Source organism: Candidatus Nebulibacter yamunensis (assembly GCF_024208055.1).
Taxonomy (GTDB): Bacteria; Pseudomonadota; Gammaproteobacteria; order Francisellales; family Francisellaceae; genus Caedibacter; species Caedibacter lacustris.
The window spans coordinates 105,017-127,114 of sequence record NZ_JAMBMW010000002.1 but is presented as its reverse complement, the minus strand read 5'-3'; the positions used below and the strand labels follow the sequence as shown (position 1 = coordinate 127,114).

Sequence of the window (22,098 nt, the reverse complement as noted above, 5' to 3'; positions counted from 1 at the left end):
CTATAGTATAACTAAGCTTCGTAAGAAAAACAGTGTAAATACTATACTTTATAAGGCGTTAATAGATATTGATTATTTTGATAACCAGATAATTCAACCAAATCGGTAATCTTACGCTTGCCTGCTCTATCTCTGGCAATAAAAACAATAAGGTCTATTGCTTGTAAAATAAGTGTTCTAGGTACAGTTACTACGGCTTCTTGAATCAAATCCTCAAAGCGGTAAGGTGTTGATTCTACGCTGTTGGCGTGAATCGTACATACTCCCCCTGGGTGCCCTGTATTCCAAGCTTTCAACAAGTCCAAGGCAGAACCATCTCGAACTTCGCCAATAATAATCCGATCTGGACGCATTCTCAACGAACCCTTTACTAATTCGCGCATACTAACAAAAGAGGTTGTTGTCATCGACACCAAATCGTCAACGTCTACCTGTAACTCTGGTAAATCCTCTATCACCAGCACACGATCTTGACTACCTGTTAGTTCAGCCAATAATGCATTACAAAATGTGGTTTTACCTGAACCCGTTCCGCCAACCACGACAATGTTTTTACGTTCATGCACAGCACGTTTTAACCCTTCTGACTGATTATTGGTTAATGCACCTTGCTCAACGTATTGGTCCAAAGTAAAAATTGCAATCGCACGTCTTCGGATCGAAAAACAAGCACGATTTACAACAGGAGGTAACCAACCTTGAAAACGTGCACCTTGGAATGGCAACTCAGCAGCTACTTCAGGGTGCTCCTCATTAGCCACGTGATTCTTAAATGAAGCAACAAGCTTAACGATATTCTCACTTTGCTCTGCTGGAATATAAATATCGGTTGCAACCTTTCCCTCACCAATACGTTCATAATGTACTCGACCATCTGGGTTTAACATGATTTCAATAATTTTATCATCATATAAATACGCCATAATCTGCTGACCAAATGCTGTTCTTAGCATGTTTAATTGGCGTTCTTCAATTAATACTCTTTGTATCATAACTTTATTGCCTTACTCACAATTTGGTTACGGCTAACAAGCCCATAATATCGACTATCAAAAGAATGAGAATGGGCAACACCTTGCATAAAATATTGATCTTTTGGGATTTGTGCACAGTACCTAAATACAGGTAATGACCTGCCTTTATCATCTTTGATATATACGCTTGCAATCCACTTCTCATTAATATAAACGGATTGATCCTTTATACATAGAAAATCCCCAGGTAATCCAACAACTTTCTTTATAAATGGCACTCCAGTTGGCAACCAACCACGTTCAACTACATAATCTTCTGTTTGCGCATTAGGCATAAAAACAACGTTATCACCTTTATCTAACGCAATCACTGGATAAGTAAAATACCACCCTTGTGGCATACTTGGTGTAAGTTGTTTAATAAAACCTATATGAAAGGTGTACAATATCCAATATATAACGTAAAAAATTACAATGGTAATAAGTCCCTTATAAAGTGCTTCAAAGCGGATCATTTATTTTAATCTTCTTTAATTTTACGTATGGTACTATCGGAAATACTCTTGTTAACAGTTGAAGCCTCTGCTACTTTGTCTTGCTTACGACTATTAAGTGAAGCACCTTGAACAGTGGTTGAAACGTTGACATTGGTATTTCCACTACCTGCATAAGATCCACCTGATACAATAGTAGCACCTGATTGTACCGCTCCACCCATTGCGACACTAGAACCTGCTACACCATGCATAGACGCAGCAGCTCCCACAGGAGATACTGAAACATGTGTGGATTGCATCGACGGTGATACGACAACATTTGCCGTTGCAGGGGCCATCATATTTTGGAAGATATTGCCACCCGGTTTACCAACTGCTCTTGCCAAATAAGAAGGCAAAGTATAAATCAGAATCAGTAAGATAAACGACGTAAAAAATAATGCTAATGGTTTCTCTAAACTGGTTGAATCACTAATTGATGTAATTTTTAAGCTTTGGAACAATGTAAATGCAACTCCTAAAATAAAAATCACTGCTAGCAATCTAACGCCTGTACGCAACAAATGCTGAATCGCTTTATAGAATAAATCCTGAGTCGGTTTAAACACACCTAAAGGCACCACAATTAATGATAAAACCGCAACAAAATAGAATAATACTACAGAAATAATAATCTGCGCACCAATAGCAGCAAAAATCAAGAGAAGTCCCATTCCTAAAATCAAGTAAAGCATAGAAAGTCCCACATTAAATGTACCATACTCTACTGAGATCTTCATCGTCGACACTCCAGCTTTAAAACCTATCACCCAAACCTTACCAGGACTATACAATAACGCTTGCGATTTTTCAGGTGCTATAATATAACCTACTTTAAGAAAGGTAACTAAAATCATGTTTAGCAATTCGGGGAAATACTTAACGATTGTAAAGAAAAAACCAATCTTAATGATCTTAACGATAAGATTGCCTACACCTTCGTCATGTTTAATAATCCAGACTAATCCAAATATAACAAGCTCTAATCCTGCAACAATTGCTAACAATGCTAAAGCAGAATTCTGTAATGTGCTAAGCTGCTGATTGATCTGCCCAATAAATCCAAACTGGATATCGTCTAATAACCGTGTACCTAAAACATTTGTTACATCTGCCATAATTTACCTATTGATTACTTTGTGCATCAGCACCCAATATTTTTGCAAACGGGTTTTCAACACGACCACCACTACTATCACCACCTTCAAACTGATCAGCAGTTGGATTTTGTCCCACATCGGCAAGAAAGTCTTCTTTTGATTGACCGTCATCCCGTAACAATTTATCAAAAACTTTCAAACCTTTAGAGGTTTTCTTATTCATCTCTTGCAGAAGCTGCTGATTTCCTTGCGCATTATTATTGTTATTACTGCTATTATTAGTTGCTGAGGTTGCAGGAGTATTACCATACATATTGTTACCATTATCCGAACCATAGTCATTGCCATAGGCATGTAAGCTCAATATCGTCAACAGTAAAATTATTCCGCGCTTCATTATTCACTCTGCCCATAAGGCGGTAAATAAGTGTCTTTAGTGACCAAAACAGAAAATTCTTTACCTGCGTTAATAGTAATTGTAGGTTTAATATTCATTGCACGCTCTGTAACCTTACCACCTACTTGAGTTGCTGTTTGACCTAAGCTTTGCAATACTGAGCTTTGCGCTACTTGGCCATAGTCGGGTGTACAGCTTTTGGTTCCATCGCTATTGACAGTACAAACTGCACCACTTTGTTGGCTGGCTACCTGAGCCGCTACTGCTGGCACATTAAATACAGTTGATAATGCCGCAGCACCAATGAGTTGTCCCCAGTGATTATTCACTTCATCTGCTAAGCCTGATACTCCTGAGTCATCCATGCCTTGCTGATTTGGTAAAATAATTGATGTACCATCTGGTCTAATCAAACGAATAAATTTTACCTGGACACTGGTATCACCATAGACAGTTTGAGAGTTATACTGACCAATCAAGGAACTACCACGTGGGATCAGTAACACCCCTCCACTTAAAGTATCGTAGACATCTTTTGACACACGAGCAACAATTGTACCTGGCAAGTCTGAAATAATTTTTGTTTGCAAAATCGCAGGAATTGAGTTACCCGCCATAATGACGTTGTCAGATATGGGTTTTTGAATTATGTTTTGATTGGTAATATCCTTAGCCGTAAGCCCGCCTTTCATGAAGTTCTCTCTCTGCTCTTCTGCTGTTTTTCCAGTTTGTTGACCATCTTGAGCTGCTTTTTCTGGCTGCTGATTATCTTGTGGAATTGGGCGAGGCGCTCCACCACCAAAGAAAATCGGCGCATTCATCGCCTCCCGATCCATTGGTGAGTAACTTGGCTCAGTTGGTTTTTGTGGTGCTATTGGTTGAGTTTTCAGGTTATTAATTTGCACTTGCAACTCTTGCAGTTGTGAGCGCTGCTGATTAATCATGCGCTGCAACTCTGGATTCTCCTGTTGAACGACCTTAACGGGTTGATCCATCCCTAGCTTTTTACGAATTGCTTGTGCATCTTTATAGCTAGACAGTTCATCTGAAACCTTGAGATTCTGTCCTGATGAATGGGCACTAAGATTCGAGCTATTGATGTCTGTGGTTGTTTTTTTAGGTGCATTAATTGAAAAAATAAATGCAACGATAATGATAAGTAATAATGCTCCGCCAACGAACGTAATTAACTTTTTGTTTAGCTCAGATGACCTTGGTGGCGTTGTTCTTACCGAAAGTTTATCTTGCTCTTTCTTAGCCATAATAACCCTTGATTATATTTATTTTTGTGAAATTTCAACGACTGTTTCACCAGATTGTTTTGTTCCAATTTTCAAATATGCATCTTTGATTACTGTATCGACAATCATATAATCGCCTTTCATCCGCCAGTTGAAGTTTGCCGTACCATAACCACCATCATTTGATTTAATAAATGGGACAGGCATCGTCGCATTACTGACTACGACTTCATGTGGGAATTTGATATAAGTTTGATGTCCTGAGCTAAAGATCTGCTCAGGGTACCACGCTGGCGTATCACCTTTTAACATGCTCCAAGTATAGTTAAACTTCATCTCTGATAAATTTAAATCCATACCTGATAATTGTTGTGGTGGTGGCAGTAATGTACTATTTTCAACTCCAGCATTCAAATTCCCTAAATTACCACCATTAAAGCCTTGCACCATATCACTTGGGTATTGCCATCTAACTGAAACCATTGCCTGATCTGGATCTACTGATTTCAAGATCACGTGATACGTCCGCTTATTTGTTGTGATAATCATTGAGTTAGTAAGGTCAGATTTTTGTGGCTTAACTAAAATATGCCAACGCAAATCTTTTCCTTCGCCACTATAAGTAGATGCTATCTGCCATCTAAGTGTATCACCTGCTGCTTGCGAAATGATTTTTTCATTAGGTTCAAAGACGATATCTGTAATGTTAAGAGGTGCTGTATAAATTGTGTACATCGCACCTGGCATATAACTATATGTCATCATTGCATTAAAGAAATCGTTTTGATCCGGAAAGTGTTGTGCATTTTTATTCGCTTGTGCAACTGCTTGCTCTTTTGTCAAAATTGGTTTTTGTGTCGTTTTTTCAACTTCTGCATTTGGTACAGGGCGAAGTTGTCCTGGCATAGGCACAGGAATATACTCACGAATTACTTTAGCACCTGCACTACCTTCTTGCTTTGCTTCAACAAATTTACCTGAATCAATATCACCTTGATAACTATTGGTTGCACAACCTAGCATTACAATAGTGGTTATTGGAAGTAAATGGCTTATTTTTTTCAATTTCATTGACTTGATCCTTTTTCGCTAAATGAGAAGAACCCTAATTTTAACCCTAATGGATTAATGATCATTTGGTTTAAAGTTTTTGGTGGAATGCTGGGTGAGAAAGTAAAAATTCCAGAGTAAATTTTTACACTCTCAACTGCACCATCTCTGTTATAAGTTGTCGTTTGAAACGTGATTTCAAAACTATTATTACTCGCTTCATTTGCATTTGTCACCACTGTGGTAATGGTTTTATCACCAATCAACTTTAACGGGTTAAGCGCTTGATACACTTGTTTGAGTTGATCTTCTGCTCGCCCTGATACAGAAAGTAGTGCTGCTTGCCATTGGCGATTTAAAACAATAGGATCAAGCGGAATTTCAGTAATATTCTTAATGAAGTCACTTGCAAACGAAATTTTCTGCGCCACCGTTGGAACATAACTCTGTGAAGCTGTTTGGACATTGACAACACTTTCTTGTGGTTTTACTTCGGCAACGTAAACATACATTTTTTGTCTATTTGCTTCGATGATAATTGCTAGCACTAATAAAATACAAATAATCAAAATCGCAATGCTTGCCATCATCCAATTACGTGCTTGCTTTTTAGCACTACCAATACGAGCTTCCCACTCTTCATAGGCTCGTTGATAGTTTGTTTTACCTTGTTGCTCTTCTTTCATTCATTACAACCTTTGGATTGTCAGTTTTTGAATATAAATTCCTAAAGGATTTATATTCACCTGTTTTTGTGTTTCAAGTGGCTGATGAACAAACCTCCCAGAAATCATCAAAATTGCTTTGTTGTTTTTATCGACTAATTCAACGCTAAAGTTATTACCGTTAATCATGAAATTTTTAAATACAGATTGTGTCATCTGTGTTTTGTTAAAACTTTTTAAACCAGCTTGTAAAATCGACCATGATACTTCATCAACAAAACTTTCATACGCTTTATCACCCTTTACACTTAATAACATAGATTTGATAAACTCAGCCACAACAGCTTCATTTACAATGTAATTTGGGCTTAAAATTTGAGGCGGGGACTTTAAAAAACCCTTATTTGTTATCTGTTCAACCAAAATTTTATAAGGAATAGTATTAAAGTAAGCGATTAAAATAAGCGTTAAAATAAAATTGAATCCAACACCACAAAAAAATACTACGCGCCAAATATATGACTTATAGACAAGCTGTCCGATTGGTTTATCAAATAACTGATTCTGCTTTTGAAAGGGTGTTATGACCTCAGCTTGACGATAAGACTGAACCTCCTTACCAAAAGGAAAGCTATTGGGTTGCATTTAAGTCTACTCCTTTATAATGCTTTTCTATTATTTCATATGCCCAATCCAATCCTTTGCCATGTAAATAACTTTTTAGAAAATAGTTATAACCTTTATTCTGCGCCAAAATCTCACGCATGTATTTTCTCTCTTGAGGTTTACTTACTGCACAAAATGCCAATGCAATTGGACCTAAACCCAAATCAAACAAACAATTCCCTTTGTGTGATTGAAAATAATATTGTCGTTTCGGAATCGCGTGCCCTAAAATTTGCACTTGCCTTAAATTCAGCCCTAATGATTCATAACCTTGTGATACAGCAGGCTCCATTGAACGATCATTTGGTAAGAAAATTCGTGATGGACACGACTCGTTAAGTGCTGATACTAAAGGAGATTTAATGGCATCATCCACGGATTGTGTAGCAAAAATAACCGATACATTTAACTTTCTAAGCGTTTTTAGCCACTCTTTGATTTTTGATGCAAAAATTGGGTGATCTAAGAAAAGCCATGCTTCATCTAAAATCATCAAACTTGGGCAACCATTAAATCGTTTTTCTAATACATGAAAGATATAAGCAAGTACAGGAGCAATAATCTTTGGCATCGCCATTAAGCGTTCCATTTCAAAGCATTGCCAATTTGCATCACTAAAATGCTCTTCATCACAATCTAAAATTTCTCCATATGGACCACCTAATACATAGGAGTCCAACGCCATTCTAAGTGCCCTATCTTGAACGAAAGACCTTAAACCCGTTAGAGTCCTTTGCTCCTTGGGAACTTCTGAGAGATTAATAAGTGCAAGCCAAACTGTTTCTTTTACTTCTGGTGTAATTTCAACCTTCTCATTCTCCAAAAGTCCAAGCACCCAGTCATGTGCCCATACTCGTTCACTATTTTGATCAATCTCAGCCAAAGGTTGAAACACCAAACCACCCTTACCAACATCTCCAACTTCATAAAAGTGCCCTTTAACCCCTTGAGTTAATGCAAAAAAACTACCACCTTTATCAAAAATAAAGACTTGCGCATTTTGATAACGCAGAAACTGTGCTGCCATCACATTTAATAATACTGACTTACCAGCTCCTGTTGGTCCTAAAATCATCTGATGTCCAACATCGCCAATATGGTTAGACAGCCTAAATGGCGTATTGCCTGCAGTACGCGCATACAACAGTGGTGGTGCATTCAAGTGCATATTCATCTCTGGTCCGGCCCAAACGGCAGAAAATGGTAACAGATGTGCTAAGTTCAAACTGTGCATTAGAGGCGTCCGCACGTTAGCATTTGCTTGTCCAGGAATAGACGATAGCCAAGCTTCAACTGAATTAATCGTTTCAGAAACAGTTACAAAACCTAAACCATTTACCACCCGTTCAACTTCACGCTGCTTCTCATAAACTTTTTCCCTATCGGCATCCCAAACCGTCACCGTTGCCGTGTAGTAGCCAAAAGATACCAAATCATCTGATAGCTCTGACAATGCTTCATCTGCATCATTGGATTTTTGCACAGCTGCACTATCAACCATTGCACTTTCGCTTTTGGACATCACCTCTTTTAAGATAGTTAAACCACCTTTTCGTTTAGCAAACCATTGGCGTTTATAACTTTTGAGTACTTTTTCTGCTTCATCTTTGTCTAACGGCAAAAAACGTGTGACCCAACGATACTGTAACGGTAAATGATTCAAACCATCCAAAATAGCTGGCACCGAAGTTGTTGGGAAACCTAAGATAGAAATAGTTTTTAAATAATACTCACCAAGTTTAGGTTCAAGCCCTCCTAACAGTGGCGTGTCTGCCAATACTCCATCTAAATAGCTTGGATTGTCCGGTACAGTCACCTTATGTGCACGCTCTGATATACAATTATGCAAATAAGTCAGCGTTTCTTCATCGCTTAACTCATCAATCTCATACATGAAATCTTGCATGATATCGTACAGTTGATTGATCGTTGCCAAAAAATAATTCATCAGTTTTTTGTAACCAGTATCGTGCTCATCATCACTTTTTTTCTCTTTGACAAACAGTCCTGATAACTTGGATACTGATTCTCTTTGCGGTAAATATTGGAAAGTTAAAAAATATTCACTTTCATAGTTTTCACCCTTACGTTCGAATAGATCCTTACGCTCAACATCCATAAGCCAACTTACTGGATCGGGGAAATAATTCTCCGAAGGGTAACGCATTGCAGGCTTGCGTCTTGCCTCAATATACAATGCCCAGCCTGAACCTAACCTTTTTAAGGTATTGTTTAGCCTTGCTGTAATTGAGACAAGTTGAGATTGTGTAGATGATTCCAAATCAGGTCCACGAAAACCAAATGTCTTTTGAAATGATCCATCTTTGTTCAATATTACACCTTTATCAACAAGCACTGCCCACGGCAATAAATCGGTAATTCTGTCAGGTTTTTTGCGAAACTCAGCAATATTGAACATATCTCTTATACACCATAATAATTTTTTTGTTTAATATGTCGCACCATGACCTGAAAAAACTGTGGATCTTTCTTTGTCATCAGTACTGCTACAGTATGCAAAACGATGAAAATTGGAATACCATACCAAGACTGCATACCAAGAACAATTGCTGCCCCCAAAGTCCCATTTAAAATAAAAAACTGTCTAGGTACCCCTGCTGTTAACAATGGTGTTGTCAACGAATTATGTATTCTAATCACAAAACCTGGCACTGCCATTTAAACCACATCCTTTAATATATTTTCAAAACATATTTAGAGTTTTAAACCACTCAATCAAGCTCTAAATTATTGCAACGCTTAAATTGTAAGATGAAAGCTTGCCTCTTGCTCTTTATCTACTGCAAGCATTAAACTCACAATCATAAACACAAGCATACCACTAGAAATGGACGTTTAGAAAATAAGACCTGACCCACGATTAAATAGTCCAGAAATCAAGCTTGCAGCAGTAAAGGCAATCGCAAGCCCCATCACAACCTGAAATAAACGTCTAACACCACTGCCACCTTCACCAAAAGCAATGCCTAGACCCGCTATCACAATACAAATAACACCCGCCATTTGCGCAATTGGACCTGAGATGACATCCATAATTTGTTGAAGCGGTCCTGTCATTGCAGAAAATGCATTGTTTTGTGTCCCAGTTGCGTACGAAGCCATAATGGTTAGTGGTAGCATGGACAACACAAGCAAAGCACGTCTTAAAAAAGCAATATAGTTTTTCATGTTAGCTATCTCCTTTATAAAGGGTTCCTGTAAATATTTATCGTTATATTAGTTAAATCTATTGGTAAATCAAGGACTGGATGCTGCACATAGCCAAAATTATTACTCCATCACACAAATATTTAACATTCTTCTTAGCGGTTCTGCCGCTCCCCACAATAATTGATCACCAACTGTAAATAGCTGAATATGACGATTAGATAAATTTGTCCTTTTAACACGTCCTACACTAATATTCAAGGTGTCTGTCACCGCCATAGGTGTTAAATATTTTGCTGTTTCTTGTGGAGTATTTTCAACAAACCTCACCCAAGGATTAGCTGAACTTAACAACGTTTCTATTTCTCTTAAGCTAACTGTTTTTTTAAGCTCAATAGTTAACGCTTGACTATGTGCTCTTAATACAGGAACACGTACACAAATGCCATCAATTGCAATCAAATCTGCTCTTGTCAAGATTTTATTTAGTTCAGCTTGAATTTTCCATTCCTCTTTACTTTGACCATTTGGCAATACCGTATCAATAAATGGCAACACATTAAATGCCATAGCTGTCATGAAATTCATACACGGAAAAGCTTCACTTTGTGACTTAAGTCGTATTGCTTTTTCAGTTTCTAAAATATCGCCTGTCGCCACTACATCACGATCTAAAATTGCTGTTTGCTGTAAAAGCTCTTGCATGGCATTGGCTCCTGCTCCTGATACTGCTTGGTAGCTCATAACTGAAATCCAATTGATCAGATCTGCATTGATTAAACCTTGAATAGCTAACATCATAAGACTGACTGTACAATTGCTACCAATATAGTTCTTAATACCCGAATTCAATGCTGCATCTATTTTTTTACGATTAATCGGATCTAGCACAATCATACTTTCTTGCTCCATGCGATAATACGATGCTGCATCAATCCAAAAACCTTTCCAACCCAGCTTTCTTAATTGTGGCAACACTCGCTGGCTATACTCACTACCCTGACAAGTTACAAGGACATTCATTTCTGTAAGCAGCTTCATATCATAAGCATCTTGAAGTATTGCATTACCATTTATGACTTCTGGTGCAATCTGCCCCTTTTGTGAAGTACTGAAAAAAACAGAGTTAAATCGATTAAAATCTTGCTCTTGAGTCATCCTTTGGATTAGCACAGAACCCACCATGCCTCGCCAACCAATAAAACCGACCTGTTTTTTTAACATTCTGCTTACCTAACCTTTTATGACAACACTTCTTCTTTATACCAATTAAACCGCCAAAACACACTATCCATTGTTAAGCTATTTTGTTGATTACTGTATAGCCATGCCATAAAAATCAATGCAGGTGGAACGCTTCTTAGCTTGCTATTGTTACAAGCACTCACATCACACGTCATAGCAATTGTATTTTGAGCTTGAGTATCGGTCAATATAAAAGCACATGCATATTGCTGATCATATACCACTTGGTAACGTTCATAAAGAAGAGGTAAAACTTCATCATAAATAACAATCATTACTTTGGTTTTTGGATTTAATTGCAAATAAACGACAGCCTCAAAAAAAGCCATAAAAAATGTGTCCTCTCCAGCTGAGATCGAATTGATATTGCTCGTGATATTTTTGGTAATCGACAATAAACCTGAGGCAGTATTGTGCACAGATTGGGAAAAATCAGTAGGTGAGAGCATCTGTCTATTGCTAATTTGCTGCAATATCAACTGTATACGCGAACTTTCTCCATGTTGTGACGCAAAGATCACATAATCAACTTGTGTTTCTTGTCCTAAACATTCAAATGCTATATCCAGTGCTAACTTCACACTATCGCTTGAACGCCTTTTTAAACTTGCCGGTAAATGTGTCGTCTTTACTTTCTCACATTTATGCAGTTTTGTTTGACCTTGATACCACTGCTGCCAATCAGAAGGACTCTTTAGTTGTGGAGCAAAACCGTAAAAGCGTTGTAGATAAAATTTAAACTGCTTCATAACTCTCTATAACCTTGATTATTCTCTGCGTTAATTTATACCACTGTCTATAGGCTTTACAAGTATCGTTTATCTTCTACCTATTGCATTTTTGGTTTGCCTGGTTTGTCCATTTTGCCTTGTCTGAATTTAGTATCAACAGAATTAACCGATACACCTTTGACTTCAACCAGCAAATCATGCCTTTGTGCACGAGGTTTTGTAAACTCCAAATTATCCAAATTAAATGAGCAACTTGATTCTGCCACTAGATAGCGTTAACAATTAATACTGCGCTTTTTTTTAAAAAAATCTTTCAATAACTGGCTTGCTTCTTTCATTAACACCCCACCCTGAACATCTAACCTGTGGTTTAAAAAATTAGATTGATGTAAATGAGCTTGAGAGCAAATCACACCTGCTTTTGGTTCAGTTGTTGCAAAATAAACACACCTCAAGCGAGCATGTACCATCGCACCTAGACACATCATACATGACTCTAAAGTGACATATATATCACACTCAGGTAAGCGGTAATTATGCTTTGCCATACCAGCCTGTCGTAAGGCAATAATTTCAGCGTGTGCCGTTGGATCAGATAAGCGAATCACTTGATTAAAGCCTGTTCCAATAATTTCATTATTTAAAACAATCACAGCACCCACAGGTACCTCGTCATATTGCAACGCTTTTTTAGCCTGTTGTAATGCGACTTGCATCCATTTTTCATGTTCAGGTAAAGACATTCTCGCGTGTGTTTCTATATGCCAAAAGATAACTTATAATATACTAAATTTACTCACTAACACGATAGGCACAGCAAAAAGACAATGCTAAGGAGAATTATTTTTTGTTTGCTTTTTGCCTGTGGTCTAATTGCCATCACTCATGCTGAAAATTCGGTAAAATCAGAGCTTGAAATTCAAATTAATGGTATAAACGATACTAAAGTCAAACAAAGCCTTATTGATAACATTACCCTATCACGCTTTAAGGACTTTGCCTTAGCACATCCAAATCAAATGCAATTACTGCTTAAAAAAAGTGATGACGAAATCAAAACTCTACTTGAGCCTTATGGTTATTATAAACCAGTCATCAACACTGATTTTAAGGTCCAAAATAACAAATGGATTGTTATTTTTAATATCCAGCTCAATGCACCACTTTATATTAACTCACTACATGTGAACATCGTTGGCGCAGGCAAAGGAAGTAAGTTTGCGAAAAAAACACTACATAACTTTCCATTAAAAGAAGGTGAAATACTCACTCAAACGCAATATGAAAAGGCAAAATTCTTACTCACGGATAGTTTTTTCAATGAGGGATATTTAGATGCAACACTAACTGAACATCAAGTTCGCATCAACCTATTAAAATACAGTGCAGAGATCGTTCTGACAGTTGATACAGGAGAGCAATACAAAATAGGGGAAATTAACATCAAACAAAACCGCTATGAGTATTCACCAGAGTTTATTTACGATTTGATTCTGATCAAACAAGGGAGCAACTTTAGTCAAAACAAAATAACGCAAGCAAATAAACGCTTGCAAGATAGTGGTTACTTTAGTAGTGCACAAATAGTACCATTAATCTCTCAAAGAGATCAGCAAAATAAAACCGTGCCAATTAATGTCAAGCTTACTGCAAATTACTCGCGTAACTATACCTTTGGTGTGGGTTATGGCACTTTCACCGGACCACGTGTAAGCTTTGGCACACTTTTTCGTCACGTAACAAATACAGGACAGCAATTTTCATTCAACATTGAAGCCTCTCCTGCTAACACCACCTTTAGCACAAGTTACACTTTTCCAGGCCAAGATCCGTTACATGACAACTGGAATATTAATGCCCAACAAAGTTATATTGAAACTGATACTTATAATGAGCGCCAAACAAACTTTGGTCTTATTCACACGCACAAATACGGTAATTGGCAAGCAACTACTAGTATCCAACAATATTTGACCAACTACAGTACAGTTGCCAATTCAAATAATATTAATGGCAAATATTTGGTACCAGGGATTGCGCTTGTTTATGATAGTACAACACAAAATGGTTTTTACTCTGAAGGTTTAATTTGGAATAATCTATTACAAGCTTCTATTAAATCCCCTTTGTCAGATCAAAACTTTATTCGCAACATGATGAGCATTTATTATTCTTTTCTACTTAATCTCGATTGGAATCGACTGCTATTTGCTGGTTATTGGGGTTTTACCACTGTTAATAATATTCAAGACGTTGCACCTAACTTTCGCTTTTACGCAGGTGGAATTGCTAATTTATTAGGGTATCCATATTTAAGTCAAGGACCTACCGTCAATGGTAATGTCACAGGTGGACGCTACTTAGCAACAGGTTTTGCTGGCGTTGAGCAACGCATTTATGGCAATTTTAGTACCATGCTTTATTACAACTTAGGAAATGCTTCAAACAAACCCAATCTCAGTGACATACAAATATTAAAAGCTGGAGGTATAGGTTTAAGTTATAAAACCCCTTTAGGACCTTTTATGGCTTTTTTTACACGCACGTTAAACCGAAACGATCAGCATTGGCGCTTTGATCTGAGCATAGGAGTAAACCTATGAAAAAATTAGGTAAGTGTTTTAAATGGTTAACTATTAGTGTCTCTACTTTACTACTCATTGTCTTAATTTCGCTTGGTTTTTTACTTTTTACCACGCCTGGGCTTAAAATCACAAAAGTCATTGCCAATCACTTTTTACAACCATTGGGCATTAGCATAGAAGGTGAAATTAAGGGACAAATCAACCGTTTACAATTGCAAAACTTAGACATCAAAAATGATGTCGTTAATATTCATTTAAGCAATGTTCAACTTTCTTTATCGCTGTGGGCTTTAGTTGCAAAACAAAAACTTGATGTCAATAAGCTTAACCTTTCTAAAGTTTACGTAGATGTTAATACGAATGTAGAAGAAATTACAGATAGCAAAACTCAACATATTGAAGCTTTCGATTTTAGCATGCCACTTGACTTGAATGCTTATGCCATAAGCATCGATCAAGTAGACTACCTCATGAATAATGAGCTCATTGTTCAGGCTAGATCATTTTCTGCTAAAAATGTATCACTTATCAAGGATAAGTTAAGCCTTGATTCTGTCGCTGCTCAATTGCCACAATATCAAGCACATGCTTTCTTGAAAACAGGCTTTATTATTTTAAATGCTCCTTTTTCAACTACACTTGATCTAAACGTCAACCTTTCTCAACAAGGTGTACAATTAACGACTCAAGACACAACGATACGTGGTGATTTTGGCAAACTGTTTCAAATAGTTAGTAAAGGGGACGTTTATTATCAACAAAAACCTTATCCTTATGTGCTTACAAGTCTGTTCAATGGCGCTCAAATTGACACTAAACTCATCTTGAATCATATTGCAGAAATTGATAACACCTTGCTATTTAGCAACAAACTAAATTGGTCACTGGCAATTAAATCGCTTAATCAAACCTGGCCAGTACATCTTAATGCTGGAGGTATACTGAACACTAAAGAGGATCAACTGGAGCTAAAGACGAAATTTTGCGATGTCTTTGCCAATGAAATCAAGCTTAACTGTGTACTTAAACTCACTAATAAAACTCGCTTATTTCAACTCGACGATTTCTCTTTAACCAACCCACATAATAATGATTCTATTGTACTTCAACTAACTAAGAATAATGCATTACTTAAAGCCAAGTGGGAAGTATTTATTACCAACCTAAATCATTACCCTTTCAGCATTAGTGGGGGCATTTCCTCTAAAGGTAATATCGCTATTGATGACAAAGACTATCACACACTTTCTTTTAACTTAGATATTCGTGATTTTCTATACAAAAATTTTGATACCCAAAAACTCATCCTAAACGTTGACAATACTAATCTTTCATTAAGCGTAGATTCAAACGATGTTAATCTGGCTCTTCAGAGTAAGCTTAAATCACTTTCTCTATCGACGCTTATTGCAACGATTGATACGCTTAACCTTACGCTGAAAAAATTTAAGCAACGCTGGCAAATCATGCATCCAAGTACAATCAAACTCTCTCCAACTAACAGTTCATTATCAACGCTTTGTTTAATGACCTCTTCTAATAATAGGCTATGCCTAGAAGCAAACTTTTCACCTCGTGCCATAATTGCAACACTACATGGAAGGATCACCCCCGTGAAATTAATGCCTAATCTACCCTATGGCAATGATACTTTTGTCGTTGATTTTGATAGCACATACTCTCAAGAAGCAAATGAGAATCCCATTGCCAACGTTAATGTTACTGGAAAGGGTTTTTTCTTTGGCAATAACAGTAACTGGTTTAAAGAATTACAAGCAATTGATCCAATTCATAAACTCATCTACCTCACTCATATAAATGCAAGTGTAGATCTCAAGAATAAAACGCTCACCAGCAAACTTGATGCTCACTTCCCACAAAACAGCATAATAGCTGCACTAAAAAGCAGTGACTTTGAATTTGCTCATTTAACGAGCGCAATGATTAATGGTAATATCAATGTCAAATCTACGCGTTTAGGCTGGATCAGTAACTTCTTCCCAAAGTTTCCTACCTTGATTAAAACTGGAGCGCTCAATGCAAAACTTTCTATCAGCAATAACTTCTCTAATCCAAATATCAATGGCAATCTAAAACTCGACAATGGCACAATCGAATTACTTCCACTTAATACAACTCTTACAAACTTGAATGCTAATATAAAGATCAACACGCCTCTGACTGCTCAAATAGAGGCTCAAGCGATGATTGATCATGAACGATTGTCGATTTCGGGAACTAGTCTCTTTCAACAAGGTAAAATCAACACTAATATTACAATAACTGGTCACAAGCTTAAGGTTATCAATACGCCTGATATAGAAGTAATCGTTTCACCTAAGCTTAACTTTAGTCAACAAAATAGTGATAACACGCTCACTGGTAGTATTTTTATCGATCAGCTCATTGTTAATCTGGCAGGCATGAAAGGAAGCAACTTACAAAACACTATCCAAAATGACGTCGTTTATGTGAATAACAACCAGGCACTTGAACCGCAAAAAAAAATACCATTTAGCATGAATATCAACATCGATATGGGGCAAAATGCTTCGATTTCAGGACTTGGAATTAACACAAATATTGAAGGTACGCTTAATATCATAAGTAAATCCAACGAACCGATGCTTGGTATAGGAGCTTTGCAACCTGTTAATGGCATATTTACTGCTTATGGCAAGCGTTTCACAGTTGATCCTAAATCAAGGGTCTTGTTTAATAGCTCTTCTGTTAATAACCCCCTACTTTCAATCACTACTTATTATAACATCCCAACTTCTGTCAAACTTTCACAACCTGATGTACCAGAGACAATCGGCATTCAAATTACAGGAACAGCAAACAATCCTAAAGTTCAGCTTTTCTCTAATCCTGCTATGTCACAAACCGATATTTTATCTTTTATTCTATTTGGACAAGTATTGACAAGCTCGAACAGCAATCAGACTTCATCCGATTCACTTTCTCAAATGGCTTTGTTAATTGCAATTAACGAAGGTGGCAGCAGTGTGATTGATGAATTAAAGGATCGTCTATCACTAACTGAATTTTCGCTTGGCAACTTAAGCAATAATTCAACTAATACCACAAATGGAACAAGCAATACACAAAATAACACCGCTGTCTTCATTGGTAAACAAATAACGCCACGACTCTACTTGAGTTATGGTGTTGGAATATTCACAGGGGAACAACAAGGTATTGCAACGTTTTCACTTACACCACAATGGAAATTAAAAGGTGAGGTAACAAGCTTTGATAAAGGTGGAGATATTCTCTACCAAACACATTCGAAAGATTAAATGGTTACGATGAGCATATATACTTTATTATACAAACTCACCTTAGTCGAATGTAGGGTGATGTACTTCGTTGTATTAGTTTTCTAATATAGTCATGACGCTTAGAAATGGCGACAACAAGGTCATATTTATTTACACAACCTAGTTTTTCAATCAATGATGCAATAATTCTCTCAACGCTCCTATGAGATAATGAAAGTTTTGAGGCTAAAGATTTTGCATCATAATGCCCATGATAAATATAATAAAAACAACTATTTTCAGAATCTGTCAGCTGAAAGGGAAATTTGTCTTGCTCTATTCCCATGTTCAACTTGATTGGTTCTATATATTCAGTGATGTCAAATAACTCATAGAATAAAGTGTCAGAACTAAATAATCTCTTTTCTATCTCTTTAATAATTTTTTTAAAGTACCAATCATATTCGCGAACGTTAAACGCTCCGTTTTTAGTAACAATGGTTAAGGAACTAATAGAGTCATCTTCATTATACACTCTATAAGTCACAATGTTTGGTAAGACACGGACCCTATCAAAAAAGCCATATTCACACTCTATAATCTCTTGTTCACGTATAAAAGGAATAACTTCTTCAAGGGTTGACACACAAGGTAACTCTAATAAATTATCATAAAGGTGTAAAGGCTCATGTATTGAACTGGTATCTAGCCATTCCTCTGTTGTTTCTCTAACGAGAATAGGAAATGATATGACCTTTTTATTTTTATATACTCTATCATAACTTGCATCTGATACCTGAAATGTATGGGTCAACTGTGACACAACATCATAGTAGCTATTGATTACTCTACTTTTATGATGAAAATAAATCTTTTTAAGATTTTCCTTTCTGTTACAAATAGACATTTAACTCTACGTATAGCTAGAACAATGTGGGCAAATACTACTTTATATTCACCTAAAGATCAATATACAAACAATACTTGAAATATGTACACACTTTACTAAACGATCAATGTGTTTATAGCATTAAGGTTTTTAATTTTTAAAAATAAAATTATGTGATATTTTATTACCAATAACTCACTTTGCTTACAATGTTGATCACATTAATTTACCGATTTTCAGCATTTGCTCTGGTTTTTCATTATTTTCCTTAAACAAGAAAGACAAAGGGTTTTGATACTCACCAGGAGATAATAATTCAGACAGCTCACGTATATGTGATAAACATTTATCGTTTAACTTAGATTTACGACTCTTACATAAATTTAAGCAAATATTATCTTTTAGCCAATCACAACTTAACATTTCCTGCACGATCATTGTTAAATTATACAAGCTATTCTCGGTCAGCGAAAAAGATAAAATACAAGGCTGTTCTTTATCTAAAGTTTGCACCAATAATTCCACCTTTTCCTGTGTCATTTTATCATCTTCGGCTATTCCATATTGTGATTCTAAAACATCGTTTGCATCATGTGCCTCTTTATTTTTACTATAAACACCTTTTAACTTAACTTTTTCTTTCTTTTTAAACTGATGCTGTTGCTCTTCATACTTGTTATGCAAATCATGGTAAAAAACTTCTATTCCTTTTAAGGTTTCATCTAAATTTTCTTGGTCTTCTTCATTTATTTCTTCATTTACTTTATGTACATGTGCATACGTTTTTAAATATCGACCTAACAATTCTATGAATTTTTCCAGTTTATCTTGCAAAACTTGAATTTTACCTTGCTCTATATAAACCTGGTTTAAAAATTGCAATAGTGGTTTTTTGAATTCAAATTCCTGTTGCTGCTCTAATAATTGTTGTGATATTTGTTTTATTTTTGTTTGTAATGAAGACATAAGCCCCCCAGGTTAATTTGACCTTAACAAGTTGATAGTTAAGTTGATAATGTGCCAACATTTTCTGCGCTAGTTGTATTTTGCTTGCCTAAATAATAATTCATAAATGCTTCAGAATAATCATTATTCTTAAAGATTTCTTGTAACTTTGTTTGTGCTTCTGCTGAATATGCCGACTCTCCTTTTTGATTTTTTGCAAACATTGTATCATCCAATCTAACGCGAACACCTGCCTTATCGTAAGCTTCCTTAATTGCCTCATATTGCTTCCAATCTAAATCATCATCATCTTTATTATTATCTTTCTTTTTATAGATTGGTTTTAATTTCAATGTAACGGTAGGAACTATTTCCTGCTGAATTTGTTTGTTTAAATTTTTATTCTCATTTGGTTGTTTCAATTTATTCTGAGAATTACTATTAGGGTGTTCTTTTGGCGGATTAACTTGCTGTTTAGGTAAACCTATATTTAGTATTTCTCTTACTTTTTCATATTTTTTCTTTTCAAAGTCTGGATCGTTTTTATCCAGCTTATCTACCGCTTCTAGAACCTTTGCTTTTAAATTCGCTCGGGTATTAGCACGTAAAGTTGCAGCAGTCGCCAGTACACAAAGTGCGAACTCTTTTCCGTTATTACTTGCTTCAATATGAGTTATGCCATCACTTTTTTGGGTGATAGTGTAAGCATCTTCGCCTGATTTTAACGTGTAAATTGTGGCATTGTCTTTTTTATCCTGCTTAAATTTTTTGAACTCAAATTTTGGTAATTTAGTGCCATCACTACCTTGAGGAAGCAGCGTATTTAACACCTCTACCAAAGCTTTTGCTTCATCCTTTGTTTTAACCTGACTTAGATTAGTCAATTGCGCAAAGTTATAATCAGCACCTTGTTGAAAATCAATCTTATTGTTATTCCAATTAACACCCAATATTTCATTAAGTTCTTGTTCTGACCATTCGGTTTTTTCCAACAGATCAAATTTATTGTCTTTATCCTTTTTAAACAATTTTTCACGTTTATCCTTTTTTAAATTATTAACACTCAGCAAGTAATGTTCTTTAGATTTATCTTGATCCTTCATATATTTATCAGAATAAAACCCAACTTTTTCTACAGCCTTTATTTCATAGTTGTTTGCACCATCTTTTTTTACTGCATAAAAAATCGTATTATTTAAATCAAATGACATATTAAAATTCCTCTTTATTAAAAATAAAAAAACGCTATCTATTGATGTTAATCATGGGAACGAAAGTGTACTTTTCTTCTTGCAAGAGCTAGGTGACCTTGCAATCAAAACATCAGTTGAAACTTTTAGAGCTTGATGAAATCGATTTACTGGTTTAAGTCAACTTGACTTCATAAAGCTATTATATAATCCAATAACAATTATCTTGGGGTATTCTGTGTTCCAACGTCTGAACCACCTTTGAAAATATCACCTTTATAATTTGAGCCACTTTTAACATCATAATCTATTTTTTCTATTGGTTGATTAAACCAATTGTCTTGTGAAAAACGATTAATTGAATCCTGCTCTAATTTTGCAGAAAGTTTAAAAGCTTCTTTCATCGCAGCAATTGCTTTTTCATCTGAAACAACATTAACCTTATACTGCTCATTTTTACTACCATTATTATTTTGACTACTCATTGTTTCCCCCTAGAGTATATTTAGTTAAATCTGTTGTTATTATATGAGCATTATTCAAAAGACACCATAGTATATAAGTAGATTCATCAAATTGCTGAATCTTATAACGTATTTACAATCTTGACAGACAACATTGAAAGATACTCAAAAAGTGCCATTTATAGCTTTACTGTATGAATCAGATTGTCCCTCCCAAGTTAACCACGGACAAGAACTCGTGCCATAACCTTTGGATTGGCATACAAAGACAATTGCAGATTTATCTTTAATATAACGCGCTTCGGTCCCCATATTACAAGAAATCAACCCGTCTTTAATTTCTCCATTAGAATTAATCGTCAATCTACATAAATCAGGAGAATTTGCAAAACCAATACTTAGAAAGCTATCATTGTTTCCTTTACACGGATTACCATAGAAACCATTTGCTAATGGCGTTGCATGTTGACCACAAGCGATAACATTCAAAGAACCGAGTCCCAAAGAAATAAAACGATAGGGGAATACGTTCATTGCTACTGTCACTGTAACTTCAAGATAACGACTTCCTGTAAATCTATAATCAACGTGTAATAAGTTATCATCCCCATTCGTATAGGCCTCTGCCCATTGTGGTGATTGATCCGAATGGGCATCAATGTTAAATTTAATCCCAGCCATAAAACGATCATTATTAAAATCATTAATTCTATAAGCAATCCCCCCCCTTACTCGTGTATCACCGCCTGGTCCAGATGTAGCATCTACTTCATAGGTATACTCTTTACCTCCATTAATATTAGATTTACTCGTCTGAAATCCTCGTCCTTCATCCACCCAAGTTCCTGGTTCTACCAAAGTATAAGGGGTATTGTTTTTAATCGTAATATAATAGTCTGTGACAGCAAAAGCCCATATTGGGGATATAATGACTCCTAAACCAATAATTAATTTAATTTTATTTTTCATTATCTTATTTCTCCACTTCC

General features: G+C 36.0%; 21 protein-coding genes. 2 read left to right on the top strand and 19 right to left on the bottom strand.

The annotated features are described in order from the left end of the window. Window positions 1-41 precede the first annotated feature (41 nt). From trbB to tadA, 14 genes are all read right to left on the bottom strand, one after another. Window positions 42-992 (bottom strand): P-type conjugative transfer ATPase TrbB, encoded by a 951-nt coding sequence (gene trbB / locus M1V25_RS01595; RefSeq protein ID WP_116963302.1) that lies wholly within the window; start codon window positions 990-992, stop codon window positions 42-44. Further along, entirely contained in the window at window positions 989-1,489 is a 501-nt protein-coding gene (gene lepB / locus M1V25_RS01590; RefSeq protein WP_498842245.1) for a signal peptidase I, read from the bottom strand. Before lepB ends, trbB begins: the two co-directional genes overlap by 4 nt. 5 nt (window positions 1,490-1,494) lie before the next feature. Further along, a complete protein-coding gene (locus tag M1V25_RS01585) occupies window positions 1,495-2,628 on the bottom strand; it encodes a type IV secretion system protein (protein WP_116963300.1) in 1,134 nt (377 codons plus the stop codon). Between the two features lie 7 nt (window positions 2,629-2,635). After that, window positions 2,636-3,007, bottom strand: coding sequence for a hypothetical protein (locus tag M1V25_RS01580; protein WP_116963299.1), 372 nt, complete (start codon window positions 3,005-3,007; stop codon window positions 2,636-2,638). Further along, window positions 3,007-4,269, bottom strand: a complete 1,263-nt coding sequence (locus tag M1V25_RS01575) for a TraB/TrbI/VirB10 family type IV secretion system protein (RefSeq protein ID WP_116963298.1) — start codon at window positions 4,267-4,269, stop codon at window positions 3,007-3,009. The genes M1V25_RS01580 and M1V25_RS01575 overlap by 1 nt, the downstream gene beginning before the upstream one ends. An 18-nt stretch (window positions 4,270-4,287) precedes the next feature. Further along, complete coding sequence (locus tag M1V25_RS01570) at window positions 4,288-5,319, bottom strand: TrbG/VirB9 family P-type conjugative transfer protein (RefSeq protein ID WP_498842244.1); 1,032 nt, start codon at window positions 5,317-5,319, stop codon at window positions 4,288-4,290. After that, a complete protein-coding gene (locus M1V25_RS01565) occupies window positions 5,316-5,984 on the bottom strand; it encodes a VirB8 family type IV secretion system protein (RefSeq protein ID WP_116963296.1) in 669 nt (222 codons plus the stop codon). The genes M1V25_RS01570 and M1V25_RS01565 overlap by 4 nt, the downstream gene beginning before the upstream one ends. A gap of 3 nt (window positions 5,985-5,987) precedes the next feature. Further along, on the bottom strand, window positions 5,988-6,608 hold the full coding sequence (locus M1V25_RS01560; RefSeq protein ID WP_116963295.1) for a hypothetical protein: 621 nt from the start codon (window positions 6,606-6,608) through the stop codon (window positions 5,988-5,990). Further along, complete coding sequence (gene trbE, locus M1V25_RS01555; protein ID WP_498842243.1) at window positions 6,595-9,048, bottom strand: conjugal transfer protein TrbE; 2,454 nt, start codon at window positions 9,046-9,048, stop codon at window positions 6,595-6,597. The genes M1V25_RS01560 and trbE overlap by 14 nt, the downstream gene beginning before the upstream one ends. Window positions 9,049-9,053: 5 nt before the next feature. Then, window positions 9,054-9,308 (bottom strand): VirB3 family type IV secretion system protein, encoded by a 255-nt coding sequence (locus tag M1V25_RS01550; RefSeq protein WP_116963293.1) that lies wholly within the window; start codon window positions 9,306-9,308, stop codon window positions 9,054-9,056. 177 nt (window positions 9,309-9,485) lie between these two features. Next, complete coding sequence (locus M1V25_RS01545) at window positions 9,486-9,818, bottom strand: TrbC/VirB2 family type IV secretion system protein (protein ID WP_116963292.1); 333 nt, start codon at window positions 9,816-9,818, stop codon at window positions 9,486-9,488. A 102-nt stretch (window positions 9,819-9,920) separates the two neighbouring features. Beyond that, window positions 9,921-11,021 (bottom strand): aspartate-semialdehyde dehydrogenase, encoded by a 1,101-nt coding sequence (gene asd, locus M1V25_RS01540; RefSeq protein ID WP_498842242.1) that lies wholly within the window; start codon window positions 11,019-11,021, stop codon window positions 9,921-9,923. Between the two features lie 17 nt (window positions 11,022-11,038). After that, complete coding sequence (locus M1V25_RS01535) at window positions 11,039-11,791, bottom strand: beta-ketoacyl synthase chain length factor (protein ID WP_498842241.1); 753 nt, start codon at window positions 11,789-11,791, stop codon at window positions 11,039-11,041. Between the two features lie 257 nt (window positions 11,792-12,048). Continuing rightward, window positions 12,049-12,516, bottom strand: a complete 468-nt coding sequence (gene tadA / locus M1V25_RS01530) for a tRNA adenosine(34) deaminase TadA (RefSeq protein ID WP_116963289.1) — start codon at window positions 12,514-12,516, stop codon at window positions 12,049-12,051. Between the two features lie 84 nt (window positions 12,517-12,600). Between tadA and M1V25_RS01525 the strand changes: the two genes are divergently transcribed. Both M1V25_RS01525 and M1V25_RS01520 read left to right on the top strand, forming a co-directional pair. Beyond that, entirely contained in the window at window positions 12,601-14,376 is a 1,776-nt protein-coding gene (locus M1V25_RS01525; RefSeq protein ID WP_498842240.1) for an autotransporter assembly complex protein TamA, read from the top strand. Next, window positions 14,373-17,660, top strand: coding sequence for a translocation/assembly module TamB domain-containing protein (locus M1V25_RS01520; RefSeq protein WP_498842239.1), 3,288 nt, complete (start codon window positions 14,373-14,375; stop codon window positions 17,658-17,660). The genes M1V25_RS01525 and M1V25_RS01520 overlap by 4 nt, the downstream gene beginning before the upstream one ends. A gap of 37 nt (window positions 17,661-17,697) precedes the next feature. Here M1V25_RS01520 and M1V25_RS01515 read toward each other — a convergent pair whose 3' ends face one another. The 5 genes from M1V25_RS01515 to M1V25_RS01495 form a co-directional block, all read right to left on the bottom strand. Beyond that, complete coding sequence (locus M1V25_RS01515) at window positions 17,698-18,528, bottom strand: hypothetical protein (RefSeq protein WP_498842238.1); 831 nt, start codon at window positions 18,526-18,528, stop codon at window positions 17,698-17,700. Between the two features lie 198 nt (window positions 18,529-18,726). Beyond that, on the bottom strand, window positions 18,727-19,476 hold the full coding sequence (locus M1V25_RS01510; protein ID WP_498842237.1) for a hypothetical protein: 750 nt from the start codon (window positions 19,474-19,476) through the stop codon (window positions 18,727-18,729). A gap of 38 nt (window positions 19,477-19,514) precedes the next feature. Continuing rightward, window positions 19,515-20,666, bottom strand: coding sequence for a hypothetical protein (locus tag M1V25_RS01505; protein ID WP_498842236.1), 1,152 nt, complete (start codon window positions 20,664-20,666; stop codon window positions 19,515-19,517). Between the two features lie 200 nt (window positions 20,667-20,866). Continuing rightward, complete coding sequence (locus M1V25_RS01500) at window positions 20,867-21,130, bottom strand: hypothetical protein (RefSeq protein WP_116963283.1); 264 nt, start codon at window positions 21,128-21,130, stop codon at window positions 20,867-20,869. Window positions 21,131-21,274: 144 nt separating this feature from the next. Beyond that, window positions 21,275-22,078 (bottom strand): hypothetical protein, encoded by an 804-nt coding sequence (locus M1V25_RS01495; RefSeq protein ID WP_498842235.1) that lies wholly within the window; start codon window positions 22,076-22,078, stop codon window positions 21,275-21,277. Between the last annotated feature and the right edge of the window lie 20 nt (window positions 22,079-22,098).

Bases quoted from the DNA above. Each gene is read 5' to 3' on its own strand.
- trbB (WP_116963302.1), bottom strand. From the start codon at position 992: ATGATACAAAGAGTATTAATTGAAGAACGCCAATTAAACATGCTAAGA.
- lepB (WP_498842245.1), bottom strand. From the start codon at position 1,489: ATGATCCGCTTTGAAGCACTTTATAAGGGACTTATTACCATTGTAATT.
- M1V25_RS01585 (WP_116963300.1), bottom strand. From the start codon at position 2,628: ATGGCAGATGTAACAAATGTTTTAGGTACACGGTTATTAGACGATATC.
- M1V25_RS01580 (WP_116963299.1), bottom strand. From the start codon at position 3,007: ATGAAGCGCGGAATAATTTTACTGTTGACGATATTGAGCTTACATGCC.
- M1V25_RS01575 (WP_116963298.1), bottom strand. From the start codon at position 4,269: ATGGCTAAGAAAGAGCAAGATAAACTTTCGGTAAGAACAACGCCACCA.
- M1V25_RS01570 (WP_498842244.1), bottom strand. From the start codon at position 5,319: ATGAAATTGAAAAAAATAAGCCATTTACTTCCAATAACCACTATTGTA.
- M1V25_RS01565 (WP_116963296.1), bottom strand. From the start codon at position 5,984: ATGAAAGAAGAGCAACAAGGTAAAACAAACTATCAACGAGCCTATGAA.
- M1V25_RS01560 (WP_116963295.1), bottom strand. From the start codon at position 6,608: ATGCAACCCAATAGCTTTCCTTTTGGTAAGGAGGTTCAGTCTTATCGT.
- trbE (WP_498842243.1), bottom strand. From the start codon at position 9,048: ATGTTCAATATTGCTGAGTTTCGCAAAAAACCTGACAGAATTACCGAT.
- M1V25_RS01550 (WP_116963293.1), bottom strand. From the start codon at position 9,308: ATGGCAGTGCCAGGTTTTGTGATTAGAATACATAATTCGTTGACAACA.
- M1V25_RS01545 (WP_116963292.1), bottom strand. From the start codon at position 9,818: ATGAAAAACTATATTGCTTTTTTAAGACGTGCTTTGCTTGTGTTGTCC.
- asd (WP_498842242.1), bottom strand. From the start codon at position 11,021: ATGTTAAAAAAACAGGTCGGTTTTATTGGTTGGCGAGGCATGGTGGGT.
- M1V25_RS01535 (WP_498842241.1), bottom strand. From the start codon at position 11,791: ATGAAGCAGTTTAAATTTTATCTACAACGCTTTTACGGTTTTGCTCCA.
- tadA (WP_116963289.1), bottom strand. From the start codon at position 12,516: ATGTCTTTACCTGAACATGAAAAATGGATGCAAGTCGCATTACAACAG.
- M1V25_RS01525 (WP_498842240.1), top strand. From the start codon at position 12,601: ATGCTAAGGAGAATTATTTTTTGTTTGCTTTTTGCCTGTGGTCTAATT.
- M1V25_RS01520 (WP_498842239.1), top strand. From the start codon at position 14,373: ATGAAAAAATTAGGTAAGTGTTTTAAATGGTTAACTATTAGTGTCTCT.
- M1V25_RS01515 (WP_498842238.1), bottom strand. From the start codon at position 18,528: ATGTCTATTTGTAACAGAAAGGAAAATCTTAAAAAGATTTATTTTCAT.
- M1V25_RS01510 (WP_498842237.1), bottom strand. From the start codon at position 19,476: ATGTCTTCATTACAAACAAAAATAAAACAAATATCACAACAATTATTA.
- M1V25_RS01505 (WP_498842236.1), bottom strand. From the start codon at position 20,666: ATGTCATTTGATTTAAATAATACGATTTTTTATGCAGTAAAAAAAGAT.
- M1V25_RS01500 (WP_116963283.1), bottom strand. From the start codon at position 21,130: ATGAGTAGTCAAAATAATAATGGTAGTAAAAATGAGCAGTATAAGGTT.
- M1V25_RS01495 (WP_498842235.1), bottom strand. From the start codon at position 22,078: ATGAAAAATAAAATTAAATTAATTATTGGTTTAGGAGTCATTATATCC.